We start from the raw sequence: 26,669 nt of genomic DNA, 5'->3' as shown, positions 1-26,669 counted from the left end.
AATCACCATGCTGGGTCGTAAAAAGTTAGAAACCATGATTAGAACTAGAAAAATATTTTTGTTAGCAGTATTTCTCTTTTGCTTTCTACTGAGACCTTTAGCTTCATTTGCTTTAGAGGATTTTCAAGGAAGTGAATCTCATAGCTTTGTTGCCAATGTAGCGCGTAGGGTCTCGCCATCGGTAGTGAGAATAGACATGGAAAGGGATATTCAATCAGATGAATATGAGTCTGATTTGTTAGACCCTTTATTGAGAGATCTTTTAGGTGATTTAGGGACCTTCCCAAAAAAAGAAAGGGGACAAGGTTCTGGAGTGATAATTGACAGTTCGGGATTAGTGCTCACGAATGCTCATGTAGTTGAAAGAGTCGATCGTGTAATAATTACTCTTCAAAATGGGAATCAAGTTGATGGAAGAGTTGTAGGAACTGATGAAGTTACTGATTTAGCTCTGGTCAAAATTAAAGAATTTCCTGGCTTAGAGAGTGCAGAATTGGGTGATTCTGAAGACGTTCAAGTTGGTGATTGGGCAATAGCTCTTGGAACTCCTTATGGCCTAGAAAGTACTGTCACACTTGGTATAGTCAGTAGTCTTCATAGAGACATTAATAGCCTTGGCTTTTCTGATAAGAGATTGGATTTAATTCAAACTGACGCAGCAATTAACCCTGGCAATTCTGGAGGACCATTGATAAATTCAAATGGAGAAGTTATAGGAATAAATACTTTGGTCAGATCAGGACCAGGTGCTGGGCTAGGATTTGCAATCCCAATAAATCTTGCTTCAAAAGTTACTAATCAGCTGTTAACTAATGGTGAGGTTATTCATCCTTATTTAGGCGCTCAGTTGGTTTTATTGAATGAAAGAATAGCTAAAGAGCATAATCAAGATCCAAATTCATTGATTGTTTTACCTGAACGATCCGGTGCACTCGTTCAATCAGTTGTGCCCCAAAGTCCAGCTGAGGAAGGTGGTTTGAGACGTGGTGATCTTGTGATTAATGCAGAGGGTAATGTGATTAAGGATCCCAAGTCTTTACTTATTCAAGTTGAGAATGCTCAAATAGGCGAGCCATTTGAATTGGGAGTTCTTCGAAATAACATAGAGATCAATCTTTCTATTAAGCCAGCAGCTTTACCAGGTTTAAGCTGAAAATCTTGCTACTGTCACTTGAAACGCACGTAACAATGGATTCCCAAACTCAAATGAAACAAGCAGTTGCTCAAGCTGCTGTAGATCAAATTCAAAACGGCATGATTCTTGGTCTTGGCTCAGGATCGACCGCAGCATTGATGATTGAAGCTCTTGCTCTAAAACTAAGATCAGGTGAAATTAAGGATGTTGTTGGAGTATCTACATCTTTTCAAGGTGAAGTCCTTGCTGGTGAATTAGGAATTCCACTCAAATCTCTTTCTTCAGTTTCTGAAATTGACCTTGCAATTGATGGTGCAGATGAAGTTGATCCCAAATTTCAACTGATTAAAGGTGGAGGAGCTTGTCATGTGCAGGAAAAACTTGTGGCTGCTTTGGCTAAAAAATTTATAGTTGTTGTTGACTCAACTAAAATCGTTTCAAAATTGAATCTTGATTTCAAATTACCAGTAGAGGTCCTTCCAACTGCCTGGAAACAAGTACAAAAAACATTAGAAACATTAGGAGGAAAAGCAGATCTAAGAATGGCTATTAAAAAGGCAGGACCTATAGTTACTGATCAGGGAAACTTAATACTCGATTTATCTTTGAAGAATGGTATAGATCAACCCGAACTTTTAGAGAGTCAAATTAACAATATTCCAGGTGTTCTTGAAAATGGACTTTTTATAAATTTGACTGATGAGGTTTTAGTTGGGAAGGAAGAAAATGGCTTAGTGAGTGTTGAATCACTTAACAAGATTTAGAATCTCTTACTCGTATAGATTCTGCATGACTATGCAGCCCCTCACTGTTAGCTAATTGCACCACAGCATTTTTAGTCTCATTAAAGGCTTCTTTTGAAAAATCTATAAGCGAAGTGTTTTTCATAAAAGTTTCTACCCCAAGAGCACCTGCAAATCTTGCGGTACCTGACGTAGGAAGAGTATGATTTGGCCCACCAAGATAATCCCCAATAGCTTCTGGACTCCATGAACCCATAAATATTGCCCCGGCATTATGGATAATTTTTGATAATTCTTTTGGCTTGTTTACAAGCAACTCAAGATGTTCCGGCGCAAACGTATCACTTAATTTTGCACAAGTTTCTAAATCATCACAAATAACTATTAAACCCCAATCCATTATTGATTTTTGGCATATGTTAAATCTTGGATGATTTATTAATTGACGTTCAATTTCAGCTGGCAATTTTTCTGCTAATTTTTTTTCAGTAGTAATTAATATTGCTGAAGCTAGAGGATCATGTTCGGATTGAGCTAACATATCTGCTGCCACATGTTCTAATTTTGCAGACTGATCAGCGATTATTAGAATCTCACTTGGCCCAGCTAATGAATCAATTCCTACTTTTCCATAAACACTTTTCTTTGCCAATGTGACATATATATTTCCAGGCCCAGTAATCACGTCTACTTTTGGAATTGAATCAGTTCCATTAGCAAGCGCACCAATGGCTTGAGCTCCTCCAACACGAAAAACTTTTTTGATATCTGTTATATGTGCTGCAGCTAAAACGGTTTGGTTTATCTCTCCTTGAGAATTAGCAGGAGACACCATAATTGTCTCATTTACACCTGCAACATATGCTGGAATAGCATTCATTAAGACAGTGCTTGGGTAAGCGGCTCTTCCACCAGGGATATATATTCCCGCTTTTTCAACTGGGCTCCATCTTCTTCCTAGTGACTCACCATGTGATCCGGTATGAGTGATATTTTTTGGGACTTGAAGTCTATGAAAATTTTCAATTCTTTTTTTTGCCAATAAGAGTGAATCTTGCAGAACCTTAGGAGTATCTGACCAAGCTTTATGTATTAATTCTTCTGGAACTTGAAAATTTTCCGTTAGGAATCCATCAAATTGGTAAGTGTATTCCTTAAGAGCCTTATCTCCCCTTTCGCGAACGTTTTTAAGAATATCTTTAACCACCGTTTCCGCTTTATCTTGAACGGTCCCAGACGTTCTTTCCGCTATTTTTTTAAGCTCGAGCTGAGCTTGGGCAATGTTGTTAACTATTTTTATAGTTGATTTTTCAGAAGAGGTTTTTTGAACCTCATCTTTGTTAATTATTTGCGTCATGAACTTTTGGCTATTGGTTCAATTTGATTATCTTATGCCTTAATTTTGATTTATGTAGATCTTCTTCATGGTCTTGAGGTAGTGTGGATAAACAAAAGACTAAAACACCAAGCCTCCGTGGCAAATACCAACTCTGCTAAAAAGCGAATTCAAGTTGCGGAACGCAACCGCATCGAAAACAAAAACTACAAATCTACAGTTCGCACTTTGATGAAGCGATGCTTTGTTGCATGTGAATCATTTGAAAAGGAACCTGCTGAAGAATCTAAAGCAGATCTTCAAAAAGAATTTAATTTAGCCTTTAGCAAAATTGATAAAGCCGTTAAAAAAGGAGTTTTACATAGAAACACAGGGGCGAATCAGAAATCTAGACTTAGTGTGGCTCTTAAGAAAGTTTTGAAGGAAGTTATTTGAGAAAAATAATCTAAGATCTAAAATTGGAACAACATTTTATTTTTAATTTTGAGCGATTCTAAAAGTTCAATAATTGATAGTCACTGCCATATTGTTTTCTCTAATTTTAATGAAGATAGAGAACAAGTTGCAAAAAGGTGGAGGTCACAGGGGGTTAAAGCTTTATTACATGCTTGTGTAGAGCCGTCTGAAATCCCCGCTATTAGGTCAATGGCTGACCAATTTAACGAAATGAGATATTCAGTTGGAGTTCATCCATTGGATGTTAGTCACTGGGGACCTGAAACTTTAAATATTTTGAAAAATGCAGCTCTTGATGATAGTAGAGTTGTTGCAATAGGAGAGTTAGGGCTTGATCTTTTTAAAGAAAAGAACTTGAGCGAGCAGCTATCAATCTTAATTCCCCAATTAAACTTGGCTTTTGAATTGAATTTGCCAGTCATTGTTCATTGCAGAGATGCCGCTAAAGAAATGTTAGAAGTTTTCTATAAACTTTCTAGAGACGGTCGTTGTCCAAAAGGTGTAATGCATTGCTGGAGTGGAAATCTAAAAGAGATGAAAGAGTTCCTGAATCTTGGCTTTTATATAAGCTTTAGTGGAAATGTAACTTTCAAAAACGCTACTTATATCCATGAATGCGCGCAAGAAGTTCCTCCCAATAGGTTTTTAGTTGAGACAGATAGTCCTTTTTTATCACCTGTGCCTCATAGAGGGGAAAGGAACGAACCTTCTTTTGTAAAGCATGTAGTAGAGAAAATTTCAGAGCTAAGAGGTGAAAGTTTTTCTGAAATTGCCGAAAAAACAACTAAAAATGCAAGGGAATTGTTTGCGTTGCCTTAAATATCATCATTTCCTCTAGTTAATTATCTGATTTGAGTGTAGAGTTATTCATTGTCTTGCATAGCGTGGAATCTGCGCTTAACCCTTTAAGGTTCTACCTTTTGAGTCAGTTCGTTCGTTAATTAAGTAAATTCATTTTCAGATCTCAGTCTTTTCGGAGATTCTTTTTGTTTTTTCTTATTAAAGATCATTTTTGACCTAAAGGACAAGACATTCCCCTGTCCTCTAAATATAAACGCAGGTTCTCGAATGAGCAGAAGCGCGATTCAGGTAGCCAAAGCAGCTACATATCTGCCTGATTTGGTTGAGGTGCAAAGATCAAGTTTTAAGTGGTTTTTGGATAAAGGCTTGATAGAAGAATTAGACAATTTTTCTCCTATTACTGACTATACCGGGAAGCTGGAACTACATTTTATTGGGGCAGAATATAAGCTAAAGCGTCCTAGACACGATGTAGAAGAAGCAAAAAGAAGAGATGCAACTTTTGCTTCTCAAATGTATGTTACTTGTCGTTTAGTTAACAAAGAAACTGGAGAGATCAAAGAACAAGAGGTTTTTATAGGTGAACTCCCCTTAATGACTGAACGTGGAACTTTTATAATTAATGGCGCAGAGAGAGTCATAGTAAATCAAATTGTTCGAAGCCCTGGGGTTTATTTCAAGGATGAGCAAGATAAAAATGGTAGAAGAACCTACAATGCTAGCGTTATTCCTAACCGTGGAGCATGGTTAAAGTTTGAGACAGATAAAAATGATTTATTGCATGTTCGAGTAGATAAAACCAGAAAAATTAACGCTCATGTCCTAATGCGGGCTATGGGTTTATCAGATAATGATGTTATTGATAAATTACGACATCCAGAGTTTTATAAAAAGTCAATTGATGCAGCAAATGAAGAAGGGATAAGTTCAGAAGATCAAGCATTGTTAGAGCTTTACAAAAAGTTAAGACCTGGTGAACCCCCCTCAGTAAGTGGTGGTCAGCAGCTACTTCAAACAAGATTTTTTGACCCCAAAAGATATGACCTTGGAAGAGTTGGTAGATATAAAATTAATAAGAAATTACGCCTAACTATTCCCGACAATATAAGAACACTTACCAATGAAGATGTTCTTTCTACTCTAGATTATCTAATTAATTTAGAATTAGATGTTGGTGGAGCAACTTTGGATGATATTGATCATCTAGGGAATAGGAGGGTTAGGTCTGTTGGGGAGCTTTTACAAAATCAAGTTCGAGTTGGTTTAAATAGACTTGAAAGGATAATTAAAGAAAGGATGACTGTTGGAGAAACTGATTCACTTACTCCAGCGCAATTAGTTAACCCAAAACCTTTGGTTGCAGCCATAAAAGAATTTTTTGGTTCAAGTCAATTAAGTCAATTTATGGATCAAACCAATCCATTAGCAGAATTAACTCATAAAAGACGAATCTCTGCTTTGGGTCCAGGGGGGCTAACTCGAGAAAGAGCTGGTTTCGCAGTGAGAGATATTCATCCTTCTCATTATGGCAGACTTTGTCCTATCGAAACTCCCGAAGGACCCAATGCAGGTCTAATTAATTCATTAGCAACTCACGCAAGAGTCAATGAATATGGTTTTATTGAGACACCATTTTGGAAGGTAGAAAATGGACGATTAATTAAAGAAGGCGATCCTATTTATTTGTCTGCTGATTTAGAAGATGAATGCAGGGTCGCTCCTGGAGATGTAGCTACAGACAAAGAAGGAAAAATATTGGCAGAACTTGTTCCTGTTAGGTATAGGCAAGACTTTGAAACGGTTTCTCCTGAACAAGTTGATTATGTCCAACTATCACCTGTTCAAGTTATTTCTGTAGCAGCATCGTTAATTCCATTTTTGGAACACGATGATGCTAATAGAGCTTTGATGGGGTCAAACATGCAAAGACAAGCAGTACCTCTTTTGCGGCCAGAAAGACCCCTGGTTGGAACTGGTTTGGAGACTCAAGTTGCTAGAGACTCTGGCATGGTTCCCATTTCAAAAGTAAATGGAACCGTAACTTATGTAGATGCGAATGCAATTGTCGTGACTGATGAGGAAGGCAATGACCATACCCACTACTTACAAAAATATCAGAGATCTAATCAAGATACTTGTTTAAACCATAGGCCTATAGTTTTCAATGGTGATCCTGTTATCGTTGGGCAAGTTTTAGCCGATGGTTCAGCATGTGAAGGTGGGGAAATAGCACTTGGTCAAAATGTATTAATTGCATATATGCCATGGGAAGGATACAACTACGAAGATGCAATTTTAGTTAGTGAACGATTGGTTAAAGATGACCTATACACTTCTGTCCATATTGAAAAATATGAAATAGAAGCTCGTCAAACTAAGTTAGGCCCTGAAGAAATAACAAGAGAAATCCCAAATGTCTCTGAAGAAAGTCTTGGAAATTTGGATGAAATGGGAATTATTCGCATAGGAGCTTTCGTTGAAAGTGGAGACATTCTTGTTGGGAAAGTAACTCCTAAAGGAGAATCAGATCAACCGCCTGAGGAAAAACTTTTAAGAGCCATTTTCGGAGAAAAAGCTAGAGATGTAAGAGATAATTCTCTTCGAGTTCCCTCTACAGAGAGAGGAAGGGTTGTTGATGTAAGAATCTATACAAGAGAACAAGGGGATGAGCTACCACCTGGAGCAAATATGGTTGTCAGAGTCTATGTGGCTCAACGCAGAAAGATACAAGTTGGCGATAAAATGGCAGGGAGACATGGTAATAAAGGGATTATCAGTAGGATATTGCCTAGAGAGGATATGCCTTACCTCCCAGATGGCACACCTGTAGATATTTGCCTTAACCCTCTAGGCGTTCCTAGTCGAATGAATGTAGGACAAGTATTTGAACTGCTGATGGGTTGGGCTGCTTCAAACTTGGATTGTAGAGTTAAAATTGTCCCTTTTGATGAGATGTATGGATCAGAGATGTCTAATCAGACAGTTCAGGCTTATCTGAAAGAAGCGGCAAATCAGCCAGGTAAATCATGGATATATAACCCTGAGGACCCTGGAAAGTTACTACTTACGGATGGTCGAACTGGTGAGCCTTTTGATCAACCAGTTGCTGTTGGTTATGCCCATTTCCTAAAACTTGTACATCTAGTAGACGATAAAATTCATGCTCGTTCTACAGGTCCATATTCCTTGGTTACCCAGCAACCTCTTGGTGGCAAGGCGCAGCAAGGAGGGCAGAGATTGGGAGAAATGGAAGTATGGGCACTCGAGGCTTATGGCGCTGCATACACGTTACAAGAGCTTTTGACTGTTAAGTCTGATGATATGCAAGGGCGTAATGAAGCTCTTAATTCCATTGTTAAAGGAAAACCAATCCCAAGACCTGGGACTCCTGAATCCTTCAAGGTTTTGATGAGAGAACTTCAGTCATTGGGATTAGACATTGGAGTTTATACAGATGATGGAAAAGAAGTTGATTTAATGCAAGATGTTAATCCACGCAGGAGTACACCCAGTAGACCTACCTATGAATCCTTGGGTAAAGAATACGAGGAGTAATCGACGCAATCAAAACCAATCATCCAATCACTTTAATTTCTCATGACTAATAGCAATTTACGTACAGAAAATCATTTTGATTATGTCAAAATCAAACTAGCATCTCCTGAAAGAGTAATGGAATGGGGGCAAAGAACTTTGCCAAATGGACAAGTTGTAGGGGAAGTAACCAAGCCTGAAACAATAAATTATCGAACACTGAAGCCGGAGATGGATGGATTATTTTGTGAAAAGATTTTTGGCCCATCCAAGGATTGGGAATGCCATTGTGGAAAATATAAGAGAGTGAGACATCGTGGTATTGTTTGTGAAAGGTGTGGTGTTGAAGTAACTGAAAGTCGGGTTAGAAGGCATAGAATGGGATTCATTAAATTAGCAGCTCCTGTATCCCATGTTTGGTATTTAAAAGGTATTCCCAGTTATGTCGCTATTTTGTTAGACATGCCTCTTCGGGATGTCGAGCAAATTGTTTATTTTAATTGCTATGTTGTCTTAGATATAGGAGATAGTAAGGACCTCAAATATAAACAGCTATTAACTGAAGATGAATGGCTTGAGATTGAAGACGAGATTTATGCTGAAGATTCAACTATCGAGAATGAACCAATTGTGGGGATAGGTGCAGAGGCTTTAAAACAACTACTTGAAGATTTAAATTTAAAAGAAGTAGCCGAGCAATTGCGAGAAGAAATTGCAACAAGTAAAGGCCAGAAAAGGGCTAAGTTGATTAAAAGGCTAAGGGTGATTGATAATTTTATTGCTACAAGTGCTAGTCCAGAGTGGATGGTTTTAGATGCGATACCTGTAATACCTCCTGATTTGAGGCCTATGGTTCAATTGGATGGGGGGAGATTCGCAACTTCAGATTTAAATGACCTATATAGAAGAGTTATTAATAGGAACAACCGTCTTGCTCGTCTTCAAGAGATCTTAGCACCGGAAATAATAGTTAGAAATGAAAAAAGAATGCTACAAGAGGCGGTAGATGCACTTATTGATAATGGAAGAAGAGGAAGAACTGTTGTTGGTGCAAATAATCGTGCATTGAAATCTCTAAGCGATATTATTGAGGGTAAGCAAGGTAGATTTCGTCAGAACTTACTTGGGAAAAGGGTTGATTATTCTGGCCGTTCAGTAATAGTAGTTGGCCCTAAGTTGAAAATGCATCAATGTGGATTGCCCAAAGAAATGGCAATAGAGCTTTTTCAGCCTTTTGTAATTCATAGATTGATTCGTCAAAATATTGTCAACAACATCAAAGCTGCAAAGAAATTGATACAGAAAGCTGACGATGAAGTAATGCAGGTATTACAGGAAGTTATTGATGGTCATCCTATTCTTCTCAATCGTGCCCCAACTTTGCATCGATTAGGCATTCAAGCATTTGAGCCGAAATTAGTCGCTGGTCGAGCTATACAGTTGCATCCATTGGTATGTCCAGCTTTTAATGCTGATTTTGATGGGGATCAAATGGCTGTTCATGTCCCTTTAGCGATTGAGGCGCAAACTGAGGCAAGGATGTTGATGCTAGCCAGTAATAATATTCTTTCCCCCGCAACTGGTGATCCTATTGTTACTCCCTCTCAAGATATGGTTTTAGGCTCCTATTACCTAACTGCAATTCAGCCTCAAGCAATTCAACCTAAGTTCGGAGATTATTCATATACATATGCATCACTCTCTGACGTTTTACAAGCTCTAGAAGATAAGAGAATAGACTTGCATGATTGGGTTTGGGTAAGGTTCTCTGGTGAAATTGAGGATGATGAAGAGCTTCAGAAACCACGAAAGTCGGAGATTTTGAAAGATGGCACTCGTGTTGAGGAATGGACATATCGACGAGACCGATTAGATGAAGATGGAAGTTTAATTAGCCGTTATATCTTGACTACAGTTGGTCGTGTAGTGATGAATCATACGATTATTGATGCTGTAGCAGCCACCTCATAACTTTTAGAATAAACACCTTTCTTTCTTTCTTTAATACCTTTATTCATGACTTCTTCCTCTCCTAAAACTCGTAAATCCTCTACTAAATCAAAAGCAAAAAGAGGTTCAAAAGCAAAAAAAGCAGCAGCGATGAAAGTTATGCCAAGACTTTCTAAGACTCCTCCACCTTTTAGAAATAAAGTAGTTGATAAGAAAGGTTTGAAAAATTTAGTTGCATGGGCATTTAAACATCATGGAACCGCGGCAACTGCTGCTATGGCCGATCATTTAAAGGACTTAGGTTTCAGGTATGCAACTCAGGCAGCAGTTTCAATTTCTGTAGATGATTTAAAAGTTCCAGAAGCTAAGCAAGATTTACTTGGTCAGGCGGAAGAACAAATAACTGCTACAGAGGAATGCTATAGATTAGGAGAAATCACTGAGGTAGAGAGGCATACAAAAGTTATAGACACTTGGACAGAGACTAATGAAAGATTGGTTGATGCTGTTAAAAAGAATTTCAATCAAAATGATCCATTGAATTCAGTATGGATGATGGCAAATTCAGGAGCTAGAGGCAATATGTCTCAGGTTCGTCAGCTAGTTGGGATGAGAGGATTAATGGCAAACCCTCAAGGTGAGATCATTGACCTACCAATACGAACTAATTTTAGAGAAGGGCTAACAGTAACCGAATATGTCATCTCTTCTTATGGAGCGAGAAAAGGTCTTGTTGACACTGCTCTACGAACAGCTGACTCTGGATATTTAACTAGACGCTTGGTTGATGTAGCTCAAGATGTAATTGTTAGAGAAGAGGATTGTGGAACTACAAGATCAATTTTAATAAGTGCAGAGGACAAAAAGTTCGGTAATAGGCTTGTTGGACGATTGACATCAGAACAAATAGTTAATGTTGATCAGGATATTTTAGCTGAAAGAGATACTCCAATTGACCCACAACTATCTAAGAAATTTGAGCAATCAAATCTTCAGGGTGTCAGGGTTAGGTCTCCTCTCACATGTGAGGCGACCAGATCAGTTTGTCGTAAATGCTATGGTTGGGCCCTCGCTCACAACCAACTAGTTGATTTAGGGGAAGCAGTTGGTATTGTTGCTGCTCAATCTATTGGTGAACCAGGTACTCAATTAACAATGAGGACTTTCCACACTGGCGGAGTTTCAACAGCAGAGACTGGCGTTGTCCGCTCTACTGTTTCCGGTAAAGTTGAATTTGGTTCAAAGGCTCGAGTTAGAGGCTATAGAACACCACATGGTGTTGAGGCTCAGCAAGCAGAGGTTGATTTTAGTCTTAGTATTGTTCCTATAACTGGTGCTAAGTCTCAGAAGATTGATATACCTATAGGTTCTCTACTCTTCGTAGACAATAATCAAGATATCGATGTAGATGTGACCGTTGCTCAGATTGCTAGTGGAACTGTCCAGAAAAGTGTTGAAAAAGCTACTAAAGATGTTATATGTGATTTGGCTGGACAAGTTAGGCATGAATCAATTATTCAACCTAGAGAGGTTACAGATAGGCAAGGCAATATAACTCTTAAAGCTCAACGACTTGGTAGGCTTTGGGTCCTAGCGGGAGATGTATATAACTTACCTCCCAATGCTATGCCAGTTGTGTCTGGTAATGTCGCTGTAGACAAGGGACAGGTCTTAGCTGAAGCAAGCCAAGCAAGTGAGTTTGGAGGAGAGGTAAGACTAAGAGATTCCATTGGGGATTCCAGAGAAGTTCAAATAGTAACTACGTCTATGACGTTGAAGGATTTTAAATTGCTTGAAGAGTCGACTCACTCAGGTGAAATATGGCATCTTGAAGCAAAAGATAACACCCGTTATAGATTAAATACTATTCCTGGAAGTAAAATTGGCAATAACGAGGTCATTGCTGAGTTATCAGACGATCGTTTTAAAACTGAAACCGGAGGACTTATTAAATATGCTCCTGGACTAACAATTAAAAAAGCTCGTTCTGCAAAGAATGGTTATGAGGTTAGTAAAGGGGGGACTCTTTTATGGATTCCTCAAGAAACTCATGAAATAAATAAAGATATTTCACTATTGATGATTAAAGATCGTCAATGGATAGAGGCAGGCACAGAAGTCGTTAAAGATATTTTTAGTCAAACTGCTGGAATAGTTACTGTCACTCAGAAGAATGATATTCTAAGAGAAATTATAGTTAGAAGCGGTACTTTCAAGCTATGCAAAGAAAGTAAAGCACTAGATAGGTTTGAGGGTGATGGTCAAATAGTTAATCCTGGCGAAACTATCGCAAAAGGTATTAAGACTGATTCAATGGTTATGGTTCAATCAGTTGAAACACCAGAAGGTAAAGGTCTTTTACTACGACCTGTTGAGGAATTCACCATTCCTGACCAAGCGCAACTACCTGAATTGGATCATGTTAAACAACCTAAAGGCCCATCACTAGGAATTAAAGCATCTCAAAGACTTGCATTTAAGGATGGGGAACTTATTAAATCGGTTGAAGGTATCGAATTGCTTAAAACTCAATTGATGCTTGAGACATTTGATACAACACCACAGATGACAGTAGATGTAGAAGTTGTTAAAGACTCCAATTCAAAGGATATTGATAGACTGAAATTAGTTATTCTTGAAAGTATTTTAGTTAGAAGAGATACTACATCTGATTCAAGCCATGGCTCAACACATACGGAATTACAGATAGAAAATGCTCAAATTGTTTTAGCCGGAGATGTTGTTGCGACGACTCAGATCTTATGCAAGCAAGAGGGAATTGTTCAACTTCCTGATGCTTTTGACGGTGATCCTGTTCGTAGACTTATAGTTGAAAGGGATGAAGATACAATAACAATTGATTCCAAAGGAACCATTCTTTTGAAAGTTGGGCAAAGAGTAGTGGATGGTGACTTTGTTTCAAAAGACCAACCAATAGGTGCTTGTGGGGAAATAGAGAAGATTGATGGAAAGAAAGTTAAGTTGCGTCTAGGTAGACCTTATATGGTCTCACCAGATTCAGTCCTTCATGTTCGTGATGGGGATCTAGTCCAAAGAGGTGATGGTTTAGCCTTGCTGGTCTTTGAAAGACAAAAAACAGGAGACATTGTTCAAGGTTTACCAAGGATCGAAGAGTTGCTTGAAGCTCGTAGACCTAGGGATTCGGCTATCCTATGTAAAAAGTCCGGAACAGTAGATATTAAAAAAGGAGATGACGATGATTCTTTAGTTGTATCTATTATTGAAGATAATGATGTGATTTCCGAATATCCAATTTTGTTAGGACGTAATGTAATGGTTCGAAATAGCCAACAAGTTGTTGCTGGAGAGTTCTTGACCGATGGCCCAGTTAATCCTCATGAGCTTTTGGAGTGTTTCTTTGCAGACTTACGTGATAAAAAACCTCTAATGGATGCTGCTCAGGAGGCAATAGCAAAGCTTCAGCATAGGATGGTAAGTGAAGTACAAAATGTTTATAAATCTCAAGGAGTAGCTATAGATGACAAACACATAGAGGTAATTGTTCGGCAGATGACCAGTAAAGTTAGAATAGAAGATGCGGGAGACACTACATTTTTACCTGGAGAATTAATAGAACTCAGACAAGTTGAAGATACAAATCAGGCTATATCGATTACTGGAGGAGCTCCTTCAGAATTTACTCCTGTTTTACTTGGTATTACAAAAGCATCACTTAATACTGATAGTTTTATCTCAGCTGCCTCATTCCAAGAAACAACAAGAGTCCTGACCGAAGCGGCTATTGAAGGGAAGTCTGATTGGCTTCGTGGACTTAAAGAAAATGTAATTATTGGTCGCTTGATACCGGCTGGTACAGGTTTTAGTGGCTTTGTTGAAGAGCTGAATGATGAAGCAGGCCCTCATCCTGATATTTTGGCAGAAGATCCTGCTGGTTATCGAAGGATACAAAACCTTAGACCTGACTATACTGTTGACATGCCCTCCTCCCCAGTCGCCAAGAATACTGCTGTTTTGGATGACCCTAGTGAAGAGGATTTAGAGGCAACTAGAAGTAGACATGGAATCGACCCTACTACGAGTAATTTTGCAGCATTTGCTCGCCCAATAGGTGATGATGATTTAAATGAAGACCAAATGCCAGATCCTGCTGCTTTGGAGGGTTTGCAAGAAGAAGGATTACTTTCAGATGAATAAATGAATTTTTCTACAATACTCTTTTAATTTTTCTAATATTTAGTACCTCCACTTAATTGGCCATCGATGATTGATCCTCCTGTTGTTCCCAAACGTAAATTACCTCGGTATGGATTTCATACACATACCGAACGTGTTAATGGTAGATGGGCAATGATTGGTTTTATTGCATTAGTTCTTTTAGAATTTAAATTGGGGCATGGGTTGATGAATTGGTGACAAAACTTCCTAAACTATCAAGTAATTTCCCTTTACTTGGCTTAAGTTCGGAAGATCTTGAAGAATTTGCACGTCAGGAAGGTGAACAACCTTTTCGTGGTAGGCAAATTTATGAATGGATTTATCAAAGAGGGGCAAAAAGCTTAGACTCAATAACTGTTCTTCCAAAGAAATGGCGAGATTCATTAGAAAGTAAAGGAATAAATATTGGAAGACTTGATGAAGTTAATAGAGTTGTTGCGGCAGATGCAACATTAAAATTATTGATGGGGACTTTTGATGGTGAGATTATAGAAACAGTAGGAATACCAACAGACAAAAGACTTACTGTTTGTGTCTCTAGTCAAATTGGTTGTCCTATGGGTTGCAAGTTTTGTGCGACTGGGAAGGGGGGGCTTAATAGATCTCTTAATGTGAATGAGATAGTAGATCAAGTTATTAGTGTCCGAGAAACAATGAATAGGAGGCCAACACATGTTGTCTTCATGGGCATGGGAGAGCCACTTCTAAATATTGCTAATGTTTTAGACTCTATCGAATGTCTTACTAATGATATTGGTATTGGTCAAAGGAAAATAACTCTTAGTACTGTAGGAATACCTGATACTCTCTCAGATCTAGCAAAATTAGCTCAAGAGCGTTTAGGAAGAGTTAAATTCACCCTTGCAGTCAGCCTTCATGCACCTAATCAGAAGTTGCGTGAATTAATAATTCCTTCGGCCAGTTCTTATCCCATAACCTCATTACTTAACGACTGCAAAAAATATATAGAACTTACAGGTAGACGGGTGAGTTTTGAATATATTCTTCTTGGTGGTTTGAATGATAAACATATTCACGCTGAACAATTAGCTAATCTAATGAGAGGCTTTCAGAGCCATGTTAATTTGATAGCTTATAACCCAATTGCTGAAGAGAACTTTAAACGACCTAGCCAATCCAGAGTTAATGATTTTAGAGAACTACTAGAAAATCAGGGAATTGCTGTAAGTGTTCGTGCAAGTAGAGGTAGAGATAAAGATGCGGCATGCGGACAATTAAGAAGGAAGACAGTCGATAAAATTAAAATCAACTAATCAATAAAAATTAAAGATTTACCAGCTCTTATGACATTTATTGATTGGTTTATTTTCTTTATTTATTTATTATTTTCTTTGGCATTAGGGGTTTATATATCTCTCAAAAATCACAATGAAGCTGATTATTTTGTTGCTGGTCGCCGTCTAACTGGTTTGCTTGCAGGAATATCTATGGCTGCCACAACGTTTTCGATTGATACCCCTCTTTATGTGGCTGGCATTGTTGGGACTAGAGGCTTAGCCGGGAATTGGGAGTGGTGGAGTTTTGGACTTGCACATGTTGCTATGACAGTCATATTTGCTCCACTTTGGAGGCGTAGTGGAGTATTGACTGACGCAGCCTTTACTGAATTACGTTATGGGGGGAAACCAGCAGCTTATTTAAGAGGTATAAAAGCTTTTTTACTTTCTGTTCCAGTCAATTGTATTGGGATTGGTTATGCTTTCTTGGCAATGCGTAAAGTGGCAGAATCATTAGGAGTAGTGGATGGACATATTGTATTTGGGACGTTTACTGACACTATATTTTTAATGATTTTAGTTGCTTCGTTTGTTCTCATTTACACTGTTCTAGGGGGGCTTTGGGCGGTAGTTGTTAATGATTTTGTGCAATTGGTTTTGGCTCTTCTTGGTGCATTTGCTGTTTGCTATGTGGCTCTAGATGCTTCAGGTGGTATGACAGATTTATTAATAAAGTTACAGGCATTAGATCGACCTGAGCTGCTTTCTTTGTTCCCATGGATATTTAATAAAGATGGTTTCAATTGGTTGGATAGTTCAGGAATTAGTATTACTACTTTTTTCGCTTTTATTTCCTTGCAGTGGTGGAGTTTTAGACGTAGTGATGGTGGAGGGGAATTTATACAACGTTTATTGGCTACTAAAGATGAAAAACAAGCAACTTTGGCAGGAATAGTTTTTTTAATTGTTAATTATCTTATTCGCAGTTGGCTTTGGATTCTAGTTGGATTGGCGGGTTTAGTTCTTTTGCCTTATCAGAGTGACTGGGAATTAACTTATCCAAGTCTTGCTGTTACATATTTACCACCCATTGGACTTGGATTAGTTGTTGTTTCATTGGTTGCTGCATTTATGAGTACTGTAAGCACTTCAATTAATTGGGGGGCAAGTTATCTTGCACATGATCTGTATAAAAGATTTTTGAGACCATCGGCTGGCTCCCGAGAAATGATTCTTATGGGTCAGCTTGCAAGTATTTTGTTACTTCTAATTGGAGTCGTGACAGCTTTGTTTAATAACAGTATTGGTTCAATGTTTAGACTTGTGATTGCTATAGGTACAGGCCCAGGGGCTGTTCTTGTCCTTAGATGGTTTTGGTGGCGAGTTAATGCTCTAGCCGAACTTTCTGCAATGTTGAGTGGTTTTTTTATAGGCTTAATCACCTCAGTTTTTCCTTTGTTTATAATTGAAGATTTCGGGAAAAGACTTTTATTCACTACTTCAATTACCGCTGTAATTTGGATGCTTACTTTATTTTTTACTGAGCCAGAGTCTGAGGATACACTCAGTAAATTTGTTATGCAGGTAAAACCCCCAGGCCCAGGTTGGAACAAATTGAGGAAAAAATTGAAGATTGATCCAGTTGACTCTTTATTAGTGCTTGGATCTCGCTTCGTTTTAGGCTCAGGAATTCTCTATGGTGGCTTAGTCAGTATTGGAGCTTTCTTATTACATCAAGAGAGGAGCGCTTGGATTGCACTTTCCATTGCGGTCAGTTGTGTTTTTTTAATGAAGAAAACAAGACTAATAACTCAATAAGTTGACCCTTCATAGCCAAATGGTCAAAATTTAGAGCAGAATGAAATTCTAACTAACTTTCAACCTTGGGTTTCTTACGGACAACTCTTTTCCCTATTTTGATTGTGGCTCTTTTTGCTATCGCTTTGTTTGCAGTCAGCGCTCGAATATGGCTGCCTGGGGATATGCTTGCACCAGCACCAATTAATTAAGATTGCTCTTCGTCAGTCAGAGCTATGAATGATGCAAATCAAAATTTAAGTAAAGAAGGTTTGGCTAATTTGGCCATAGATCCTGATCTGTTGGCTCGGGAATTAGCCGCTCAGTTGGCTGGAGATCCTTTAGATGAAATCGAACTAGATAAAACTGATGAAGATTTATTGAATTCATCAAAAAAGTGCGATATCGCATTGAAATGGCTTCAATCTGGAAATGAAGAAAGACTTCAAGGTCTAAGAGTCTTCTGTGAGCATAGAGATTCCAGAGCTCCTCAATTCCTAGTCCCTTTACTTGAAGAACCTTCTCCTGTTGTGAGAATGAGTGCAGTTTATGCTTTAGGTAGAAATCCTTGTCCTAAAGCTATCGACCTTTTATTACATTTGTTAAGGTTCGATAGTAATGCTTATGTGAGAAAAGCTACTGCTTGGAGTCTTGGAAATTACTCAAATGCCCCTGTTCTAGAACCTCTAATTAATGCATTAAAACAAGATGTTTCTGCAGTTCGACTTTGGGCATCCAGTTCTCTAGCAGAAGTCGGACTTAATTCAGTAGAAAACTCTTTACCAGCAGCACATCAATTACTTGAAAGTTTGCAAATAGATGCTGAACCAATCGTTAGGAGCAACTGTATTTGGTCTCTTGGTCGCCTTTACAGCCTTTTGAGTGAGGAAATCAAATCTCACATAGTTGAGGCTTTTATTTCTGTTTTATTGAATGAGCGTGAGCCTTCTGTCAGGTATGAAGCAAGGACAGCTTTGGAGCAATTGGATAATCCAGAGGTACAAAAAAAATTAAAATCATTAATTGATGATGGTCAATTGCTTTAATTTTTGGTACAAAAACACTTCGTTGTAATTAATAATTCGCGAATCTATACTTTTTTTCTATATCATTCGTTACTTAGACCTTTATTACATGCCCCAACGCACATTGCGCTTTAAAATCCGACAAGATGGACGCGTTGAAGAAACCGTCGAAGGTCTTGTTGGAGAAGCATGTATCAATTTAACAGAGAAGCTTGAAGATGCCTTAGGCACCGTTGAGCGGAGAGAGCCAACCTCTGATACCTTTCTACGTGAAAAGGTCCAAAAACAGACTATTCCTGCAGAAATCCACTGATGTCACATTTCAGCACAGTAAAAACCCAGCTCCGTAAGAAAGAGTTCTTAAAACAGGCTCTTATAGACTTAGGATATGTTCCTAATGATGGTGAAAATTTGGTTAGGGGTTATAGAGGACAAACAGTCAAAGCTGAAATGACTGTCGAAATGAGCAAAGGAGCAGATATAGGATTTCGCTGGAATCAAAGTACAAAATCATATGAACTAGTAACTGATTTAGATCTATGGAAACAATCAATACCAGTAGAGAGATTTTTAGCTCAGGTCACTCAACGTTATGCTTTAAATACTGTTCTTGATTCAACTGCTCAAGAAGGATTTCAAGTATCCGAGCAAAAGAAAAATGTTGATGGGTCTATAGAATTAGTAGTTACTCGTTGGGACTCTTAAAGTACTAATTTAAATTGACTTTTGATCCTAGCGCCGCTTTTGAAACTAGGTCTAATGAGCATCAGCAGCTAGCTGATACTCATGATACTAATGCTGCTTTTGAAGCTTCAAATAATGAAGATTTCCAGCTTAATGGTAGAGATCCAGTCTTAGGAGGAAAATTAAGGGAAAAAGCTGTTTGGGTTGATGAGAGAAAATGTATAGGCTGTACATATTGCAGCTCAGTTGCTACTAATACATTTGCAATGGAACCTGAACAAGGAAGAGCAAGAGCGTTTAGACAAGATGGAGATAGTGATGAACTAATACAAGAAGCTATAGATACTTGCCCTGTGGATTGCATTGAATGGGTTCCTTTTGAGGACTTAAAGAAATTAGGAGAGGTCATAACAAATCATCATTTTAGGAATTTAGGTTTGCCCCCTGTTACCTGATTTTTAAAAGATTAAATTGACAAGAAATAAATATTTTAAAAATAGTTCAATTCCCAGTAGAAGATTTGGGCGAACAGAAATTCAAATGCCTGTTTTATCTCTTGGCGGAATGCGTTTTCAACAAAGTTGGAAGGATTTAGATCCTAAGGAAATCAACCAGCAACAACAAGAAATCTTGAAAAAAACTATTAATCGGGCTGCGCAAGAAGGCTTACATCACATAGAAACTGCTCGTCATTATGGGACATCAGAACTGCAAATAGGATGGGCCTTGGGTCAAATCGAAGACCCAAAAAGAATATTGCAAACAAAAATCCCACCAAATAATGATACTTCGATTTTTGAGCAAGAACTTGAGCTGAGTTTAAGTAAATTAGGCACAGAGAAAATTGATTTATTAGCTATTCATGGTATTAATCTTCCAGAGCATTTGAATATGGCTATTCGTCCTGAGGGGTGTCTAGAAATTGTTCGTCGTTGGCAAAAAGAGGGTCTTGTTGGTCATATTGGTTTCTCAACTCATGCAAAGACGGACCTGATAATAAAAACAATTGAAACAGGACTTTTTGATTATGTAAATCTGCATTGGTATTTTATTCGTCAAGAACATGAAAAAGCTTTAAAGGCAGCCAATGATTATGATATGGGTGTTTTTATTATTAGTCCAACTGATAAGGGAGGTCATTTACACACTCCGTCATTGAAACTTTTAGAGTTATGTAATCCTTTGCACCCAATAGAATTTAATGATTTGTTTTGTTTGAGAGACAAAAGAATTCATACCTTAAGTGTTGGAGCGTCAAAGCCTGAAGATCTTGATATTCATTTGCATGCCATCTCTAAAATAAATAATATAAAAAGTTCAATTGATATCATACAAAAACGATTAATAAACGCTTCATATGAGTCGCTAGGTGAAGCGTGGCTGACTACTTGGAAAGTAGGTTTACCTAGTTGGGATCAAACTCCAGGAGAGATAAATATACCTGTGTTGTTGTGGCTAAATAATTTATTAGAGGCTTGGGACATGGAAAGCTTTGCTAAAGATCGTTATGCTCTTTTAGGTAGAGGTGGACATTGGTTCCCAGGGGCAAACGCAGATTGCTTAGATTGTGAAGTGAGAGTGGATGACTTAAAAAAAGTCTTGGTTAATAGCCCGTGGAGGTCTGAAATACCAAGTGTTCTTAGAAAATTAAAAGATCGATTAGGGGGAGAAAGAAGAGATAGATTATGGGGTATTTAATAACCTAACGGCTGTTTTTTGGGTTTGCCAATAGGTCTTGGATATTCATTGGGGCATTTTTTAGTAGAGCTAATTCTAATAATATTTCTAATACCTCGATTATCAGGAAGTATAGATTCATGTATTTGTTTTATTTCTGCATTTAGTTGTTTCAAGGCTTTCTTTATTACCTTGTGCTCTGTTTGGCTCCAGGTCCCTTTGTATATGAGAGCTTGACCTCTCGAATTTAGAAAAGGCACGAGATATTCTGCTACTACAGTTGCTGGCGCAACGGCTCTAGCGATCGCATAGTCAAAACTTCCTCTAAAGACTTGGTCCTTTCCTGCTGACTCAGCTCGCTCGGTTACAACTGTTATACGAGAACTTAATCCAATTTCTTTTGAAACTTCTTTTAAGAAAGTCGTTTTCTTACTTGAAGAATCTAGAAGAGTGATATTTGAATTTGGTAAAGCTATGGCTATAGCTATACCGGGGAATCCACAGCCAGAACCAACATCTATATATTTTTGAGAAAGGATTTGAGATTGAAGTTCTTTTTTAAGTGGCAATAAACTATCATATACTTGTGCGATCCAGAAATCATCTCCATCTACTAGACGAGTAAGGTTTGTCTTCTTATTCCATTTCCTAAGTAACTCTTGTATTTGAATAAATTGATCTAGTTGTTTTTTAGTAGGCTCCCATTTAATTTTATCCCACATCATTGAATGAGTTAACTTTTTGTTGTTTTTATCAGTAGACATTTGGAGTTAAAAAAATAGTCAGGCCTAAGATATTTAGATAAAATCTGTATACATTAGATTATATTTTCTTTAATTGAAGCATTCTTATAATTGTTACGAATTGCTTGGGGTTTCTCCTTCTGCAAATAATGCAGAGCTTAGAAAAGCTTTTCGCAAACTCAGTTTGCGACTTCATCCAGATACCACCTCTCTTCCAAGTGATGAAGCGACAAAACAATTTCAAAGTGTTTGTGAGGCTTATGATTTATTAAGCGATCCTGTTCTAAGGGCAAATTACGATTTAAGTATAGAAAAAGAAAATAATTTTACAAATCAAAAAACAGAATCTAATTCAATCAAGATAGAACCTGTGCAATTTTCTAAATCTATAGGGGTAAGGCGACCATTTTCAGGTGGTGAATTGCTTTCACTTCTTCTTTTAATAACTTCTATTCTCTTGAGCTTGGCTCTAGGATTGTTGATTGCTCTTTTAAGGGGAGGAAGCATAGGATTTACTCCAAGTTGGTTGATGTGATTTATTTATGCTGTATGTATAACAAAATGAATTTATTGTTTCACAGAGATTGACTTTCTATTTAATACTATCTAAAAAAACTAAAACATACTAGGAGAGAGAGTTTAAACCCTCCTGGATTCCAAAATAGCATTTCTCTAGTTCTTCATCGGTGATACAAAGTGGTGGCATGAGATAAACCACATCTCCTAATGGCCTAATGAACACACCAGCCTTCATCGCATTGGTTTTTATGATTTTTCCCACTGAATTTAGGTATCCTTTTTTACCTTTAACTTTAATATTGAAAGCAGCAATAGTTCCTGTAATTCTTGGATATTCAATTCTTGAATCTTTAACTATTTTTTGTAGATGAGGTAGATGACGTGACTCGAAATCTAAAAATTTATAAGGGGATTTTTCTAGAAGATCTAAGCTGGCATTGGCCGCTGCACAGCCAAGTGGATTAGCTGTAAAACTATGCCCATGCCAGAAAGTATGCTTGGGATCCTCACCAAGGAACCCTTCCGAAATACGTTTGCTTGACATAGTTACTCCCATCGGAAGGAAACCACCCGTTAATCCTTTTGAGAGTGATATAAGGTCAGGCTTTAATTCAGCTCTTTGAAATGCAAATAATGCTCCACATCTTCCAAAGCCAGTCAAAACTTCATCTGTAATGAGTAAGGAATCGGCCTGGCGAATTCTTTTCTCTACTTCTACTAAAAATTCTGAACGAACCATTCTCATCCCTCCAGCCCCTTGCACTAATGGTTCAAGAATTACCGCAATAGTTGGCGTTTTCAAAAGGCGCTCAAGAGTTTCTAAAACTTCTTTTTCTCTTTTTTCAAAGCTTTCATCCCCCAACCATGTTTCAGGCCAAGGCACTCTACTAACAGGAAATAGCATTTGATCAAAAGGCTCACTAAATATATTTCGCTCTCCTACTGCCATTGCACCAAATGTATCTCCGTGATAGGCACCTTCAAATGCAATGATTTGAGATCTATTGTCACCCTTGTTTTTCCACCATTGACGGGCCATTTTTAAAGCAACTTCTACGGAAGTAGAGCCATTATCTGAAAAAAATAATTTTTCTAGACCTGTTAACTTACTTAGTCGATGAGCTAATAATTCAGCTTGTGGATGAGTGAAATCTGCAAAGATAATTTGCTCTAATTGCTCTGCTTGTTTTGCGATAGCTTTGGCAATATATTCATTTGCATGACCGTGTAGGGTGACCCACCAGCTACTAATACCATCGATTATTGGAGTTTTATTTTTAGGAAATAAAAGGGCATCTTTTGCTTTTTCAACTAATAATTGAGGTTTTGACGATGTAAGTTGTGTGAAAGGTGGCCAAATATGAGGATTCTGAAGAGTTTTATTCGAATTTTCTTTCTCATTCATTAAATTTAGTTTTCCTCTTATTTCATTTAACTTGATTAGAGTCAAAATAATCTATTGATTAATAAAAAAATAAAATTTTAATTTCAAATGTATTGTTTAAGCTTTTGACCTAATTGTTGTTTTTTCCATTCTTGAGAGAGAGCTTTTGAGCTGACTTCTTCAAAGATAGGAAGCCTTGCAAGAATTTTAGTACCTCCAAATTGTTCTAGAGTTTTTGGGTTGTCATTATGCGAAGGGCCGTTCAATACTATTCCTAATACATTTATATTTCTATTCCTTAAAGCCTCTAGGCTCAATAAAGTGTGATTGAGAGTACCAAGACCAGTTCTTGCTACAAGAATAATAGGTGATCCCCAGACTTTGATTTGATCTATTTGTAGCCAATTTCGATTTAAAGGAACCATTAGCCCACCTGCAGTTTCGACAATTATTAATTTGTCTAAGTCGGGTAAGTTTAAATTATTTGGTTCTATAAATCTAGATTCTTTTTCAGCAGCCCAATGTGGAGAGACTGGAGCCTTAAATTTATATTTTTCAGCAAGATGACGGTTAGGTGAAAGATCCAATAGCTTACAAACAGTTTGTGTATCTGTACCCTCATCGGTCCCGCTTTGAATGGGTTTCCAGTAGATACCATTAAGACCTTGGACGAAAAAACTACTGACTATTGTTTTCCCTACATCTGTATCAGTACCACAAATAATAATTCTTTTTGAGAAAATACTCATCGTTTTATTAATAAAAACTGAATAGACCAACTAAGGCTTACTTGTTTATCCTCATTGCAAACTGGCCAACAAGACAATAGATGGCGCCAATCTGAAATACTTAATTGTTTCTTGTCACTGCTGTGTGCTCCGACCTTAATCATCGGTTTCAATAATGAAGTTGCACTTCCAGCTGTCTGTTTGATAATTTCAACTTTGTTGTATAAAATATTTGGATTTGGAATGACTCTTAATAGTGAGTCGTGTGATGGTAACTCAAGAGCTGTACATTGTAATTCTGCCTGCTCTGCAGCTTCATACCACTCAGGAAAACTTCCTTGAATTGGGATTGCCAAAGCAATCCATCCATCTGGCCTGAGAGAGTTAAACCATTCCTTCAGTTGCTTTTGTGGGTTGTCGAGCCAATGTAATACAAAACTGGAAGCTAATAAATTTGCTTGTCTAGACCATTTAGGTAACCCATAATTTAAATCCCAAATTTGTATACTACTCTTTGTTGAATGTTGATCAAGCATCTTTTTAGAATTATCCAATCTCATTACATATTGGCTTGGATGCAGGGCCTCTAATGATTTTGCGAGGAGACCAGTGCCAGAACCAAGGTCAACCCACAGTCCATTTTTAATTGAATAATGTGAACATATCTTGGCGAGTTTGAAAGCAGTAAGTTTTTGAATTGATGCTGATTCGTTATAACTTAATGCAGCTTCGCTAAAGTTTTTATTAACTAGGCTAGACCATTGTTTTTGCATAATCAGATTCTAGCCAGTCTTTTATTCTTTTGATATTTTTGATTCTAGAAATAGAATGACCTTCTTCCTGAAGATTGATTATTGTGGGTAATACTTCTAAGTGTTTTTTTAAATCTTCAGCTAGCTTTTTTTTTGTTTGATTAGCTAATATATAGTCTTGCTTACTGTTAACAATAAGTACTTTGGCATTAGTATTTAAGCCAATTGGTAGAGAACCAGAATTCATAAGAAGTTTTAAATCACTTTTGAGTTTCACCCTTCCTGAGTCAGATATATGGAGGTGACTTGATTCTCTTGACTCAATGTCTATGTGATTAGGTTTATATGCTTTTATATGAAATTTTCTTAACATGGATGCTTCATTAGGTGTATCAATTGTATTCATCATCCTATTTAGAGCCATTGTTACAGAGCTACTCTCTTTGCCACTTGGAATAAAACGACTAAAACTATTGATTAAGACAACATGAGTAGATGTATTCAAAACTTGATTATCTATTAAATGTAAACCAAGAGAGTGACATATAGCAACTTTTTTTAGTTTGGCTGAGTTTAAGTTGTTGTTCCATTTGGGTGCATATGGACTTATCTCTTTATATCCGCGTTCACCAGTTTGCCATTGCCAATTGCAACACTTAAACAACTCTATCCAACTTGACCATTGATTGCTATCACCAGCCCACCCATGCATGGCAATAATTTCTTTCATTTGCTTTTAAGAACTTTGATGATTCTTTCAAATGCCTCTACTGGAGTATTTCGTTTGATAACTAATCTTAGTCTCGACTTCCCTTCAGGGACAGTGGGGGGACGGATCGCAACAGTAAGGAGACCTTGAGCCTCAAGTCTTTTTTGGTAATCGATAGCCAACTCGTCTGAACCTAAAATTATGGAGATTATTGGACCTTCTCCGAGAGGTCGTTGCCAACCAATTTGAGTTAATGTGTCTCTTAGAGATCTTGATTTCTTTTGGAGTTCGCTACCCCAGCGAGGATTGCTTTCAATTAGATTTAATGCAGCTAAAGCACTTGCACAGAGTGGAGGAGCCAATGCAGTTGTATAGCGAAATGCCCCACAGTTTTGTATTAGATTTTCTCCTCTTATCTTGTCTGTTGCCAGAAATGCTCCTCCACTTCCGAATGCTTTACCGAAAGTTCCACTGATCATTGAAATAGGTTCTTTTAGTCCAAATGACTCGCCTCTTCCCTCTGAACCCATAACGCCAAAAGCATGAGCTTCATCGACCAATAACTTTGCATCATATTTAATACATAGCTTTGAAATTTTCTTGATGGGAGCTGTTGTTCCCTCCATGCTGAAAAGACTCTCAGTAATTACTAAAGGTTTTTTCTGAGGATTACTTTGCCTACATTTATTTAAAAGTGTTTCTAATTCAAGTAAATTGTTGTGCTTGAATCTAATTAGCTTTGCTCCACTTGCTTTGACTCCAACGAGTAGAGAATGATGTATTAGACGATCACAAATAACAGGAGTATGACGGTCAGTAAGTGCTAAAACTGCAGCAAGATTAGCCTGGAAACCACTCGGGTAAAGTAGGACAATGTCACGATTAAGCCATTCAGCAAGTTTTGTTTCAAGTTTTTGATGAATATTTCTACTACCAGTAATAAATCTTGATCCTCCAGAACCAACTCCATCAGTTTCTAAAGTTTGTCTGGCTGCCTCAATTAATAATGGATGTCTTGCTAGATCTAGATAGTCATTGCTTGCCAAGTCAATTAACCTAATTTGATTCTTATATTCATCTACACCAATTAATTCTGATGAACTCTTTCCTGGCGTCCAAGTTCTGAGTTTACGAATTCTAGCTTTAGGGATTTCTGGCATATTGTTATTTGGGTGTTTGAGTTTGAAGATTTGAGTGTTGGCTTAACATTTTTTTCTTTAGTTTCTTGATTTCATTATGTATCCACGTCAATAATGATGTG

At 37.6% G+C, this 26,669-nt stretch carries 24 protein-coding genes; 17 read left to right on the top strand and 7 right to left on the bottom strand.

The annotated features are described in order from the left end of the window. Positions 1-7: 7 nt before the first annotated feature. Both AC6EIZ_RS06265 and rpiA read left to right on the top strand, forming a co-directional pair. Positions 8-1,153, top strand: a complete 1,146-nt coding sequence (locus AC6EIZ_RS06265; protein WP_498509734.1) for a trypsin-like peptidase domain-containing protein — start codon at positions 8-10, stop codon at positions 1,151-1,153. A gap of 35 nt (positions 1,154-1,188) precedes the next feature. Next, on the top strand, positions 1,189-1,899 hold the full coding sequence (gene rpiA, locus AC6EIZ_RS06260) for a ribose-5-phosphate isomerase RpiA (RefSeq protein WP_498509732.1): 711 nt from the start codon (positions 1,189-1,191) through the stop codon (positions 1,897-1,899). Here rpiA and hisD read toward each other — a convergent pair. After that, positions 1,886-3,235, bottom strand: coding sequence for a histidinol dehydrogenase (gene hisD / locus AC6EIZ_RS06255; protein WP_498509730.1), 1,350 nt, complete (start codon positions 3,233-3,235; stop codon positions 1,886-1,888). The two genes, rpiA and hisD, sit on opposite strands and share 14 nt — an antisense overlap. A 117-nt stretch (positions 3,236-3,352) precedes the next feature. Between hisD and rpsT the strand changes: the two genes are divergently transcribed. From rpsT to AC6EIZ_RS06185, 14 genes are all read left to right on the top strand, one after another. Then, positions 3,353-3,649, top strand: coding sequence for a 30S ribosomal protein S20 (gene rpsT, locus AC6EIZ_RS06250; RefSeq protein ID WP_498513209.1), 297 nt, complete (start codon positions 3,353-3,355; stop codon positions 3,647-3,649). A gap of 48 nt (positions 3,650-3,697) precedes the next feature. Further along, positions 3,698-4,489 carry a TatD family hydrolase gene (locus tag AC6EIZ_RS06245; RefSeq protein WP_498509728.1) on the top strand — a complete coding sequence of 264 codons (792 nt, stop codon included), beginning with the start codon at positions 3,698-3,700 and terminating at the stop codon, positions 4,487-4,489. A gap of 249 nt (positions 4,490-4,738) precedes the next feature. Next, complete coding sequence (gene rpoB, locus AC6EIZ_RS06240) at positions 4,739-8,026, top strand: DNA-directed RNA polymerase subunit beta (protein WP_498509726.1); 3,288 nt, start codon at positions 4,739-4,741, stop codon at positions 8,024-8,026. A 42-nt stretch (positions 8,027-8,068) separates the two neighbouring features. Next, a complete protein-coding gene (locus AC6EIZ_RS06235; RefSeq protein ID WP_498509724.1) occupies positions 8,069-9,976 on the top strand; it encodes a DNA-directed RNA polymerase subunit gamma in 1,908 nt (635 codons plus the stop codon). Between the two features lie 45 nt (positions 9,977-10,021). After that, positions 10,022-14,131: a DNA-directed RNA polymerase subunit beta' gene (locus AC6EIZ_RS06230; protein WP_498509722.1), complete on the top strand. Its 4,110-nt coding sequence runs from the start codon at positions 10,022-10,024 to the stop codon at positions 14,129-14,131. Between the two features lie 66 nt (positions 14,132-14,197). Next, positions 14,198-14,350: a CAB/ELIP/HLIP family chlorophyll-binding protein gene (locus AC6EIZ_RS06225; RefSeq protein WP_038654151.1), complete on the top strand. Its 153-nt coding sequence runs from the start codon at positions 14,198-14,200 to the stop codon at positions 14,348-14,350. Then, on the top strand, positions 14,347-15,426 hold the full coding sequence (rlmN, locus tag AC6EIZ_RS06220; protein WP_498509719.1) for a dual-specificity RNA methyltransferase RlmN: 1,080 nt from the start codon (positions 14,347-14,349) through the stop codon (positions 15,424-15,426). Before AC6EIZ_RS06225 ends, rlmN begins: the two co-directional genes overlap by 4 nt. A gap of 30 nt (positions 15,427-15,456) precedes the next feature. Beyond that, complete coding sequence (locus AC6EIZ_RS06215; protein ID WP_498509717.1) at positions 15,457-17,208, top strand: sodium:solute symporter family protein; 1,752 nt, start codon at positions 15,457-15,459, stop codon at positions 17,206-17,208. 65 nt (positions 17,209-17,273) lie between these two features. Next, positions 17,274-17,399 (top strand): DUF8624 family small hydrophobic protein, encoded by a 126-nt coding sequence (locus AC6EIZ_RS06210; protein ID WP_498509715.1) that lies wholly within the window; start codon positions 17,274-17,276, stop codon positions 17,397-17,399. Between the two features lie 24 nt (positions 17,400-17,423). Then, entirely contained in the window at positions 17,424-18,233 is an 810-nt protein-coding gene (locus AC6EIZ_RS06205) for a HEAT repeat domain-containing protein (RefSeq protein ID WP_498509713.1), read from the top strand. A gap of 88 nt (positions 18,234-18,321) precedes the next feature. Beyond that, complete coding sequence (locus tag AC6EIZ_RS06200) at positions 18,322-18,525, top strand: DUF2997 domain-containing protein (RefSeq protein ID WP_498509711.1); 204 nt, start codon at positions 18,322-18,324, stop codon at positions 18,523-18,525. Then, the gene (locus tag AC6EIZ_RS06195) at positions 18,525-18,917 is read left to right on the top strand and encodes a DUF1257 domain-containing protein (RefSeq protein ID WP_498509710.1); all 393 of its coding nucleotides are present in this window, start codon (positions 18,525-18,527) and stop codon (positions 18,915-18,917) included. The genes AC6EIZ_RS06200 and AC6EIZ_RS06195 overlap by 1 nt, the downstream gene beginning before the upstream one ends. A 14-nt stretch (positions 18,918-18,931) precedes the next feature. Next, positions 18,932-19,351, top strand: a complete 420-nt coding sequence (locus tag AC6EIZ_RS06190; protein WP_498509708.1) for a ferredoxin — start codon at positions 18,932-18,934, stop codon at positions 19,349-19,351. 85 nt (positions 19,352-19,436) lie between these two features. Continuing rightward, positions 19,437-20,594, top strand: a complete 1,158-nt coding sequence (locus AC6EIZ_RS06185; RefSeq protein WP_498513207.1) for an aldo/keto reductase — start codon at positions 19,437-19,439, stop codon at positions 20,592-20,594. On the opposite strand, the gene rsmG is transcribed toward AC6EIZ_RS06185, so the two are convergent. Beyond that, entirely contained in the window at positions 20,591-21,337 is a 747-nt protein-coding gene (gene rsmG, locus AC6EIZ_RS06180; protein ID WP_498509706.1) for a 16S rRNA (guanine(527)-N(7))-methyltransferase RsmG, read from the bottom strand. The genes AC6EIZ_RS06185 and rsmG overlap by 4 nt on opposite strands. 73 nt (positions 21,338-21,410) lie before the next feature. On the opposite strand from rsmG, the gene AC6EIZ_RS06175 reads away from it, so the two are divergent. After that, the gene (locus tag AC6EIZ_RS06175; RefSeq protein ID WP_498509704.1) at positions 21,411-21,851 is read left to right on the top strand and encodes a J domain-containing protein; all 441 of its coding nucleotides are present in this window, start codon (positions 21,411-21,413) and stop codon (positions 21,849-21,851) included. Positions 21,852-21,941: 90 nt separating this feature from the next. Here AC6EIZ_RS06175 and bioA read toward each other — a convergent pair whose 3' ends face one another. From bioA to AC6EIZ_RS06150, 5 genes are all read right to left on the bottom strand, one after another. Then, entirely contained in the window at positions 21,942-23,240 is a 1,299-nt protein-coding gene (bioA, locus tag AC6EIZ_RS06170) for an adenosylmethionine--8-amino-7-oxononanoate transaminase (protein ID WP_498513205.1), read from the bottom strand. A gap of 83 nt (positions 23,241-23,323) precedes the next feature. Continuing rightward, on the bottom strand, positions 23,324-23,968 hold the full coding sequence (gene bioD, locus AC6EIZ_RS06165; RefSeq protein WP_498509702.1) for a dethiobiotin synthase: 645 nt from the start codon (positions 23,966-23,968) through the stop codon (positions 23,324-23,326). Next, the gene (locus tag AC6EIZ_RS06160; RefSeq protein WP_498509700.1) at positions 23,965-24,720 is read right to left on the bottom strand and encodes a methyltransferase domain-containing protein; all 756 of its coding nucleotides are present in this window, start codon (positions 24,718-24,720) and stop codon (positions 23,965-23,967) included. The genes bioD and AC6EIZ_RS06160 overlap by 4 nt, the downstream gene beginning before the upstream one ends. Continuing rightward, complete coding sequence (locus AC6EIZ_RS06155) at positions 24,701-25,429, bottom strand: alpha/beta hydrolase (RefSeq protein WP_498509698.1); 729 nt, start codon at positions 25,427-25,429, stop codon at positions 24,701-24,703. Before AC6EIZ_RS06155 ends, AC6EIZ_RS06160 begins: the two co-directional genes overlap by 20 nt. Next, positions 25,426-26,568 carry an aminotransferase class I/II-fold pyridoxal phosphate-dependent enzyme gene (locus AC6EIZ_RS06150; protein WP_498509696.1) on the bottom strand — a complete coding sequence of 381 codons (1,143 nt, stop codon included), beginning with the start codon at positions 26,566-26,568 and terminating at the stop codon, positions 25,426-25,428. Before AC6EIZ_RS06150 ends, AC6EIZ_RS06155 begins: the two co-directional genes overlap by 4 nt. Between the last annotated feature and the right edge of the window lie 101 nt (positions 26,569-26,669).

Source organism: Prochlorococcus sp. G4PB16 (assembly GCF_059772465.1).
Note: the sequence above shows the minus strand (reverse complement) of the source record. Positions and strands in the feature narration are given on the sequence as shown.

What these genes read in the sequence shown, in the direction of transcription:
- AC6EIZ_RS06265 (WP_498509734.1), top strand. Translation starts at nt 8, where the DNA reads ATGCTGGGTCGTAAAAAGTTAGAAACCATGATTAGAACTAGAAAAATA.
- rpiA (WP_498509732.1), top strand. Translation starts at nt 1,189, where the DNA reads ATGGATTCCCAAACTCAAATGAAACAAGCAGTTGCTCAAGCTGCTGTA.
- hisD (WP_498509730.1), bottom strand. Translation starts at nt 3,235, where the DNA reads ATGACGCAAATAATTAACAAAGATGAGGTTCAAAAAACCTCTTCTGAA.
- rpoB (WP_498509726.1), top strand. Translation starts at nt 4,739, where the DNA reads ATGAGCAGAAGCGCGATTCAGGTAGCCAAAGCAGCTACATATCTGCCT.
- AC6EIZ_RS06235 (WP_498509724.1), top strand. Translation starts at nt 8,069, where the DNA reads ATGACTAATAGCAATTTACGTACAGAAAATCATTTTGATTATGTCAAA.
- AC6EIZ_RS06230 (WP_498509722.1), top strand. Translation starts at nt 10,022, where the DNA reads ATGACTTCTTCCTCTCCTAAAACTCGTAAATCCTCTACTAAATCAAAA.
- AC6EIZ_RS06225 (WP_038654151.1), top strand. Translation starts at nt 14,198, where the DNA reads ATGATTGATCCTCCTGTTGTTCCCAAACGTAAATTACCTCGGTATGGA.
- AC6EIZ_RS06215 (WP_498509717.1), top strand. Translation starts at nt 15,457, where the DNA reads ATGACATTTATTGATTGGTTTATTTTCTTTATTTATTTATTATTTTCT.
- AC6EIZ_RS06205 (WP_498509713.1), top strand. Translation starts at nt 17,424, where the DNA reads ATGAATGATGCAAATCAAAATTTAAGTAAAGAAGGTTTGGCTAATTTG.
- AC6EIZ_RS06200 (WP_498509711.1), top strand. Translation starts at nt 18,322, where the DNA reads ATGCCCCAACGCACATTGCGCTTTAAAATCCGACAAGATGGACGCGTT.
- AC6EIZ_RS06195 (WP_498509710.1), top strand. Translation starts at nt 18,525, where the DNA reads ATGTCACATTTCAGCACAGTAAAAACCCAGCTCCGTAAGAAAGAGTTC.
- AC6EIZ_RS06185 (WP_498513207.1), top strand. Translation starts at nt 19,437, where the DNA reads ATGCCTGTTTTATCTCTTGGCGGAATGCGTTTTCAACAAAGTTGGAAG.
- rsmG (WP_498509706.1), bottom strand. Translation starts at nt 21,337, where the DNA reads ATGTCTACTGATAAAAACAACAAAAAGTTAACTCATTCAATGATGTGG.
- bioA (WP_498513205.1), bottom strand. Translation starts at nt 23,240, where the DNA reads ATGAATGAGAAAGAAAATTCGAATAAAACTCTTCAGAATCCTCATATT.
- bioD (WP_498509702.1), bottom strand. Translation starts at nt 23,968, where the DNA reads ATGAGTATTTTCTCAAAAAGAATTATTATTTGTGGTACTGATACAGAT.
- AC6EIZ_RS06160 (WP_498509700.1), bottom strand. Translation starts at nt 24,720, where the DNA reads ATGCAAAAACAATGGTCTAGCCTAGTTAATAAAAACTTTAGCGAAGCT.
- AC6EIZ_RS06155 (WP_498509698.1), bottom strand. Translation starts at nt 25,429, where the DNA reads ATGAAAGAAATTATTGCCATGCATGGGTGGGCTGGTGATAGCAATCAA.
- AC6EIZ_RS06150 (WP_498509696.1), bottom strand. Translation starts at nt 26,568, where the DNA reads ATGCCAGAAATCCCTAAAGCTAGAATTCGTAAACTCAGAACTTGGACG.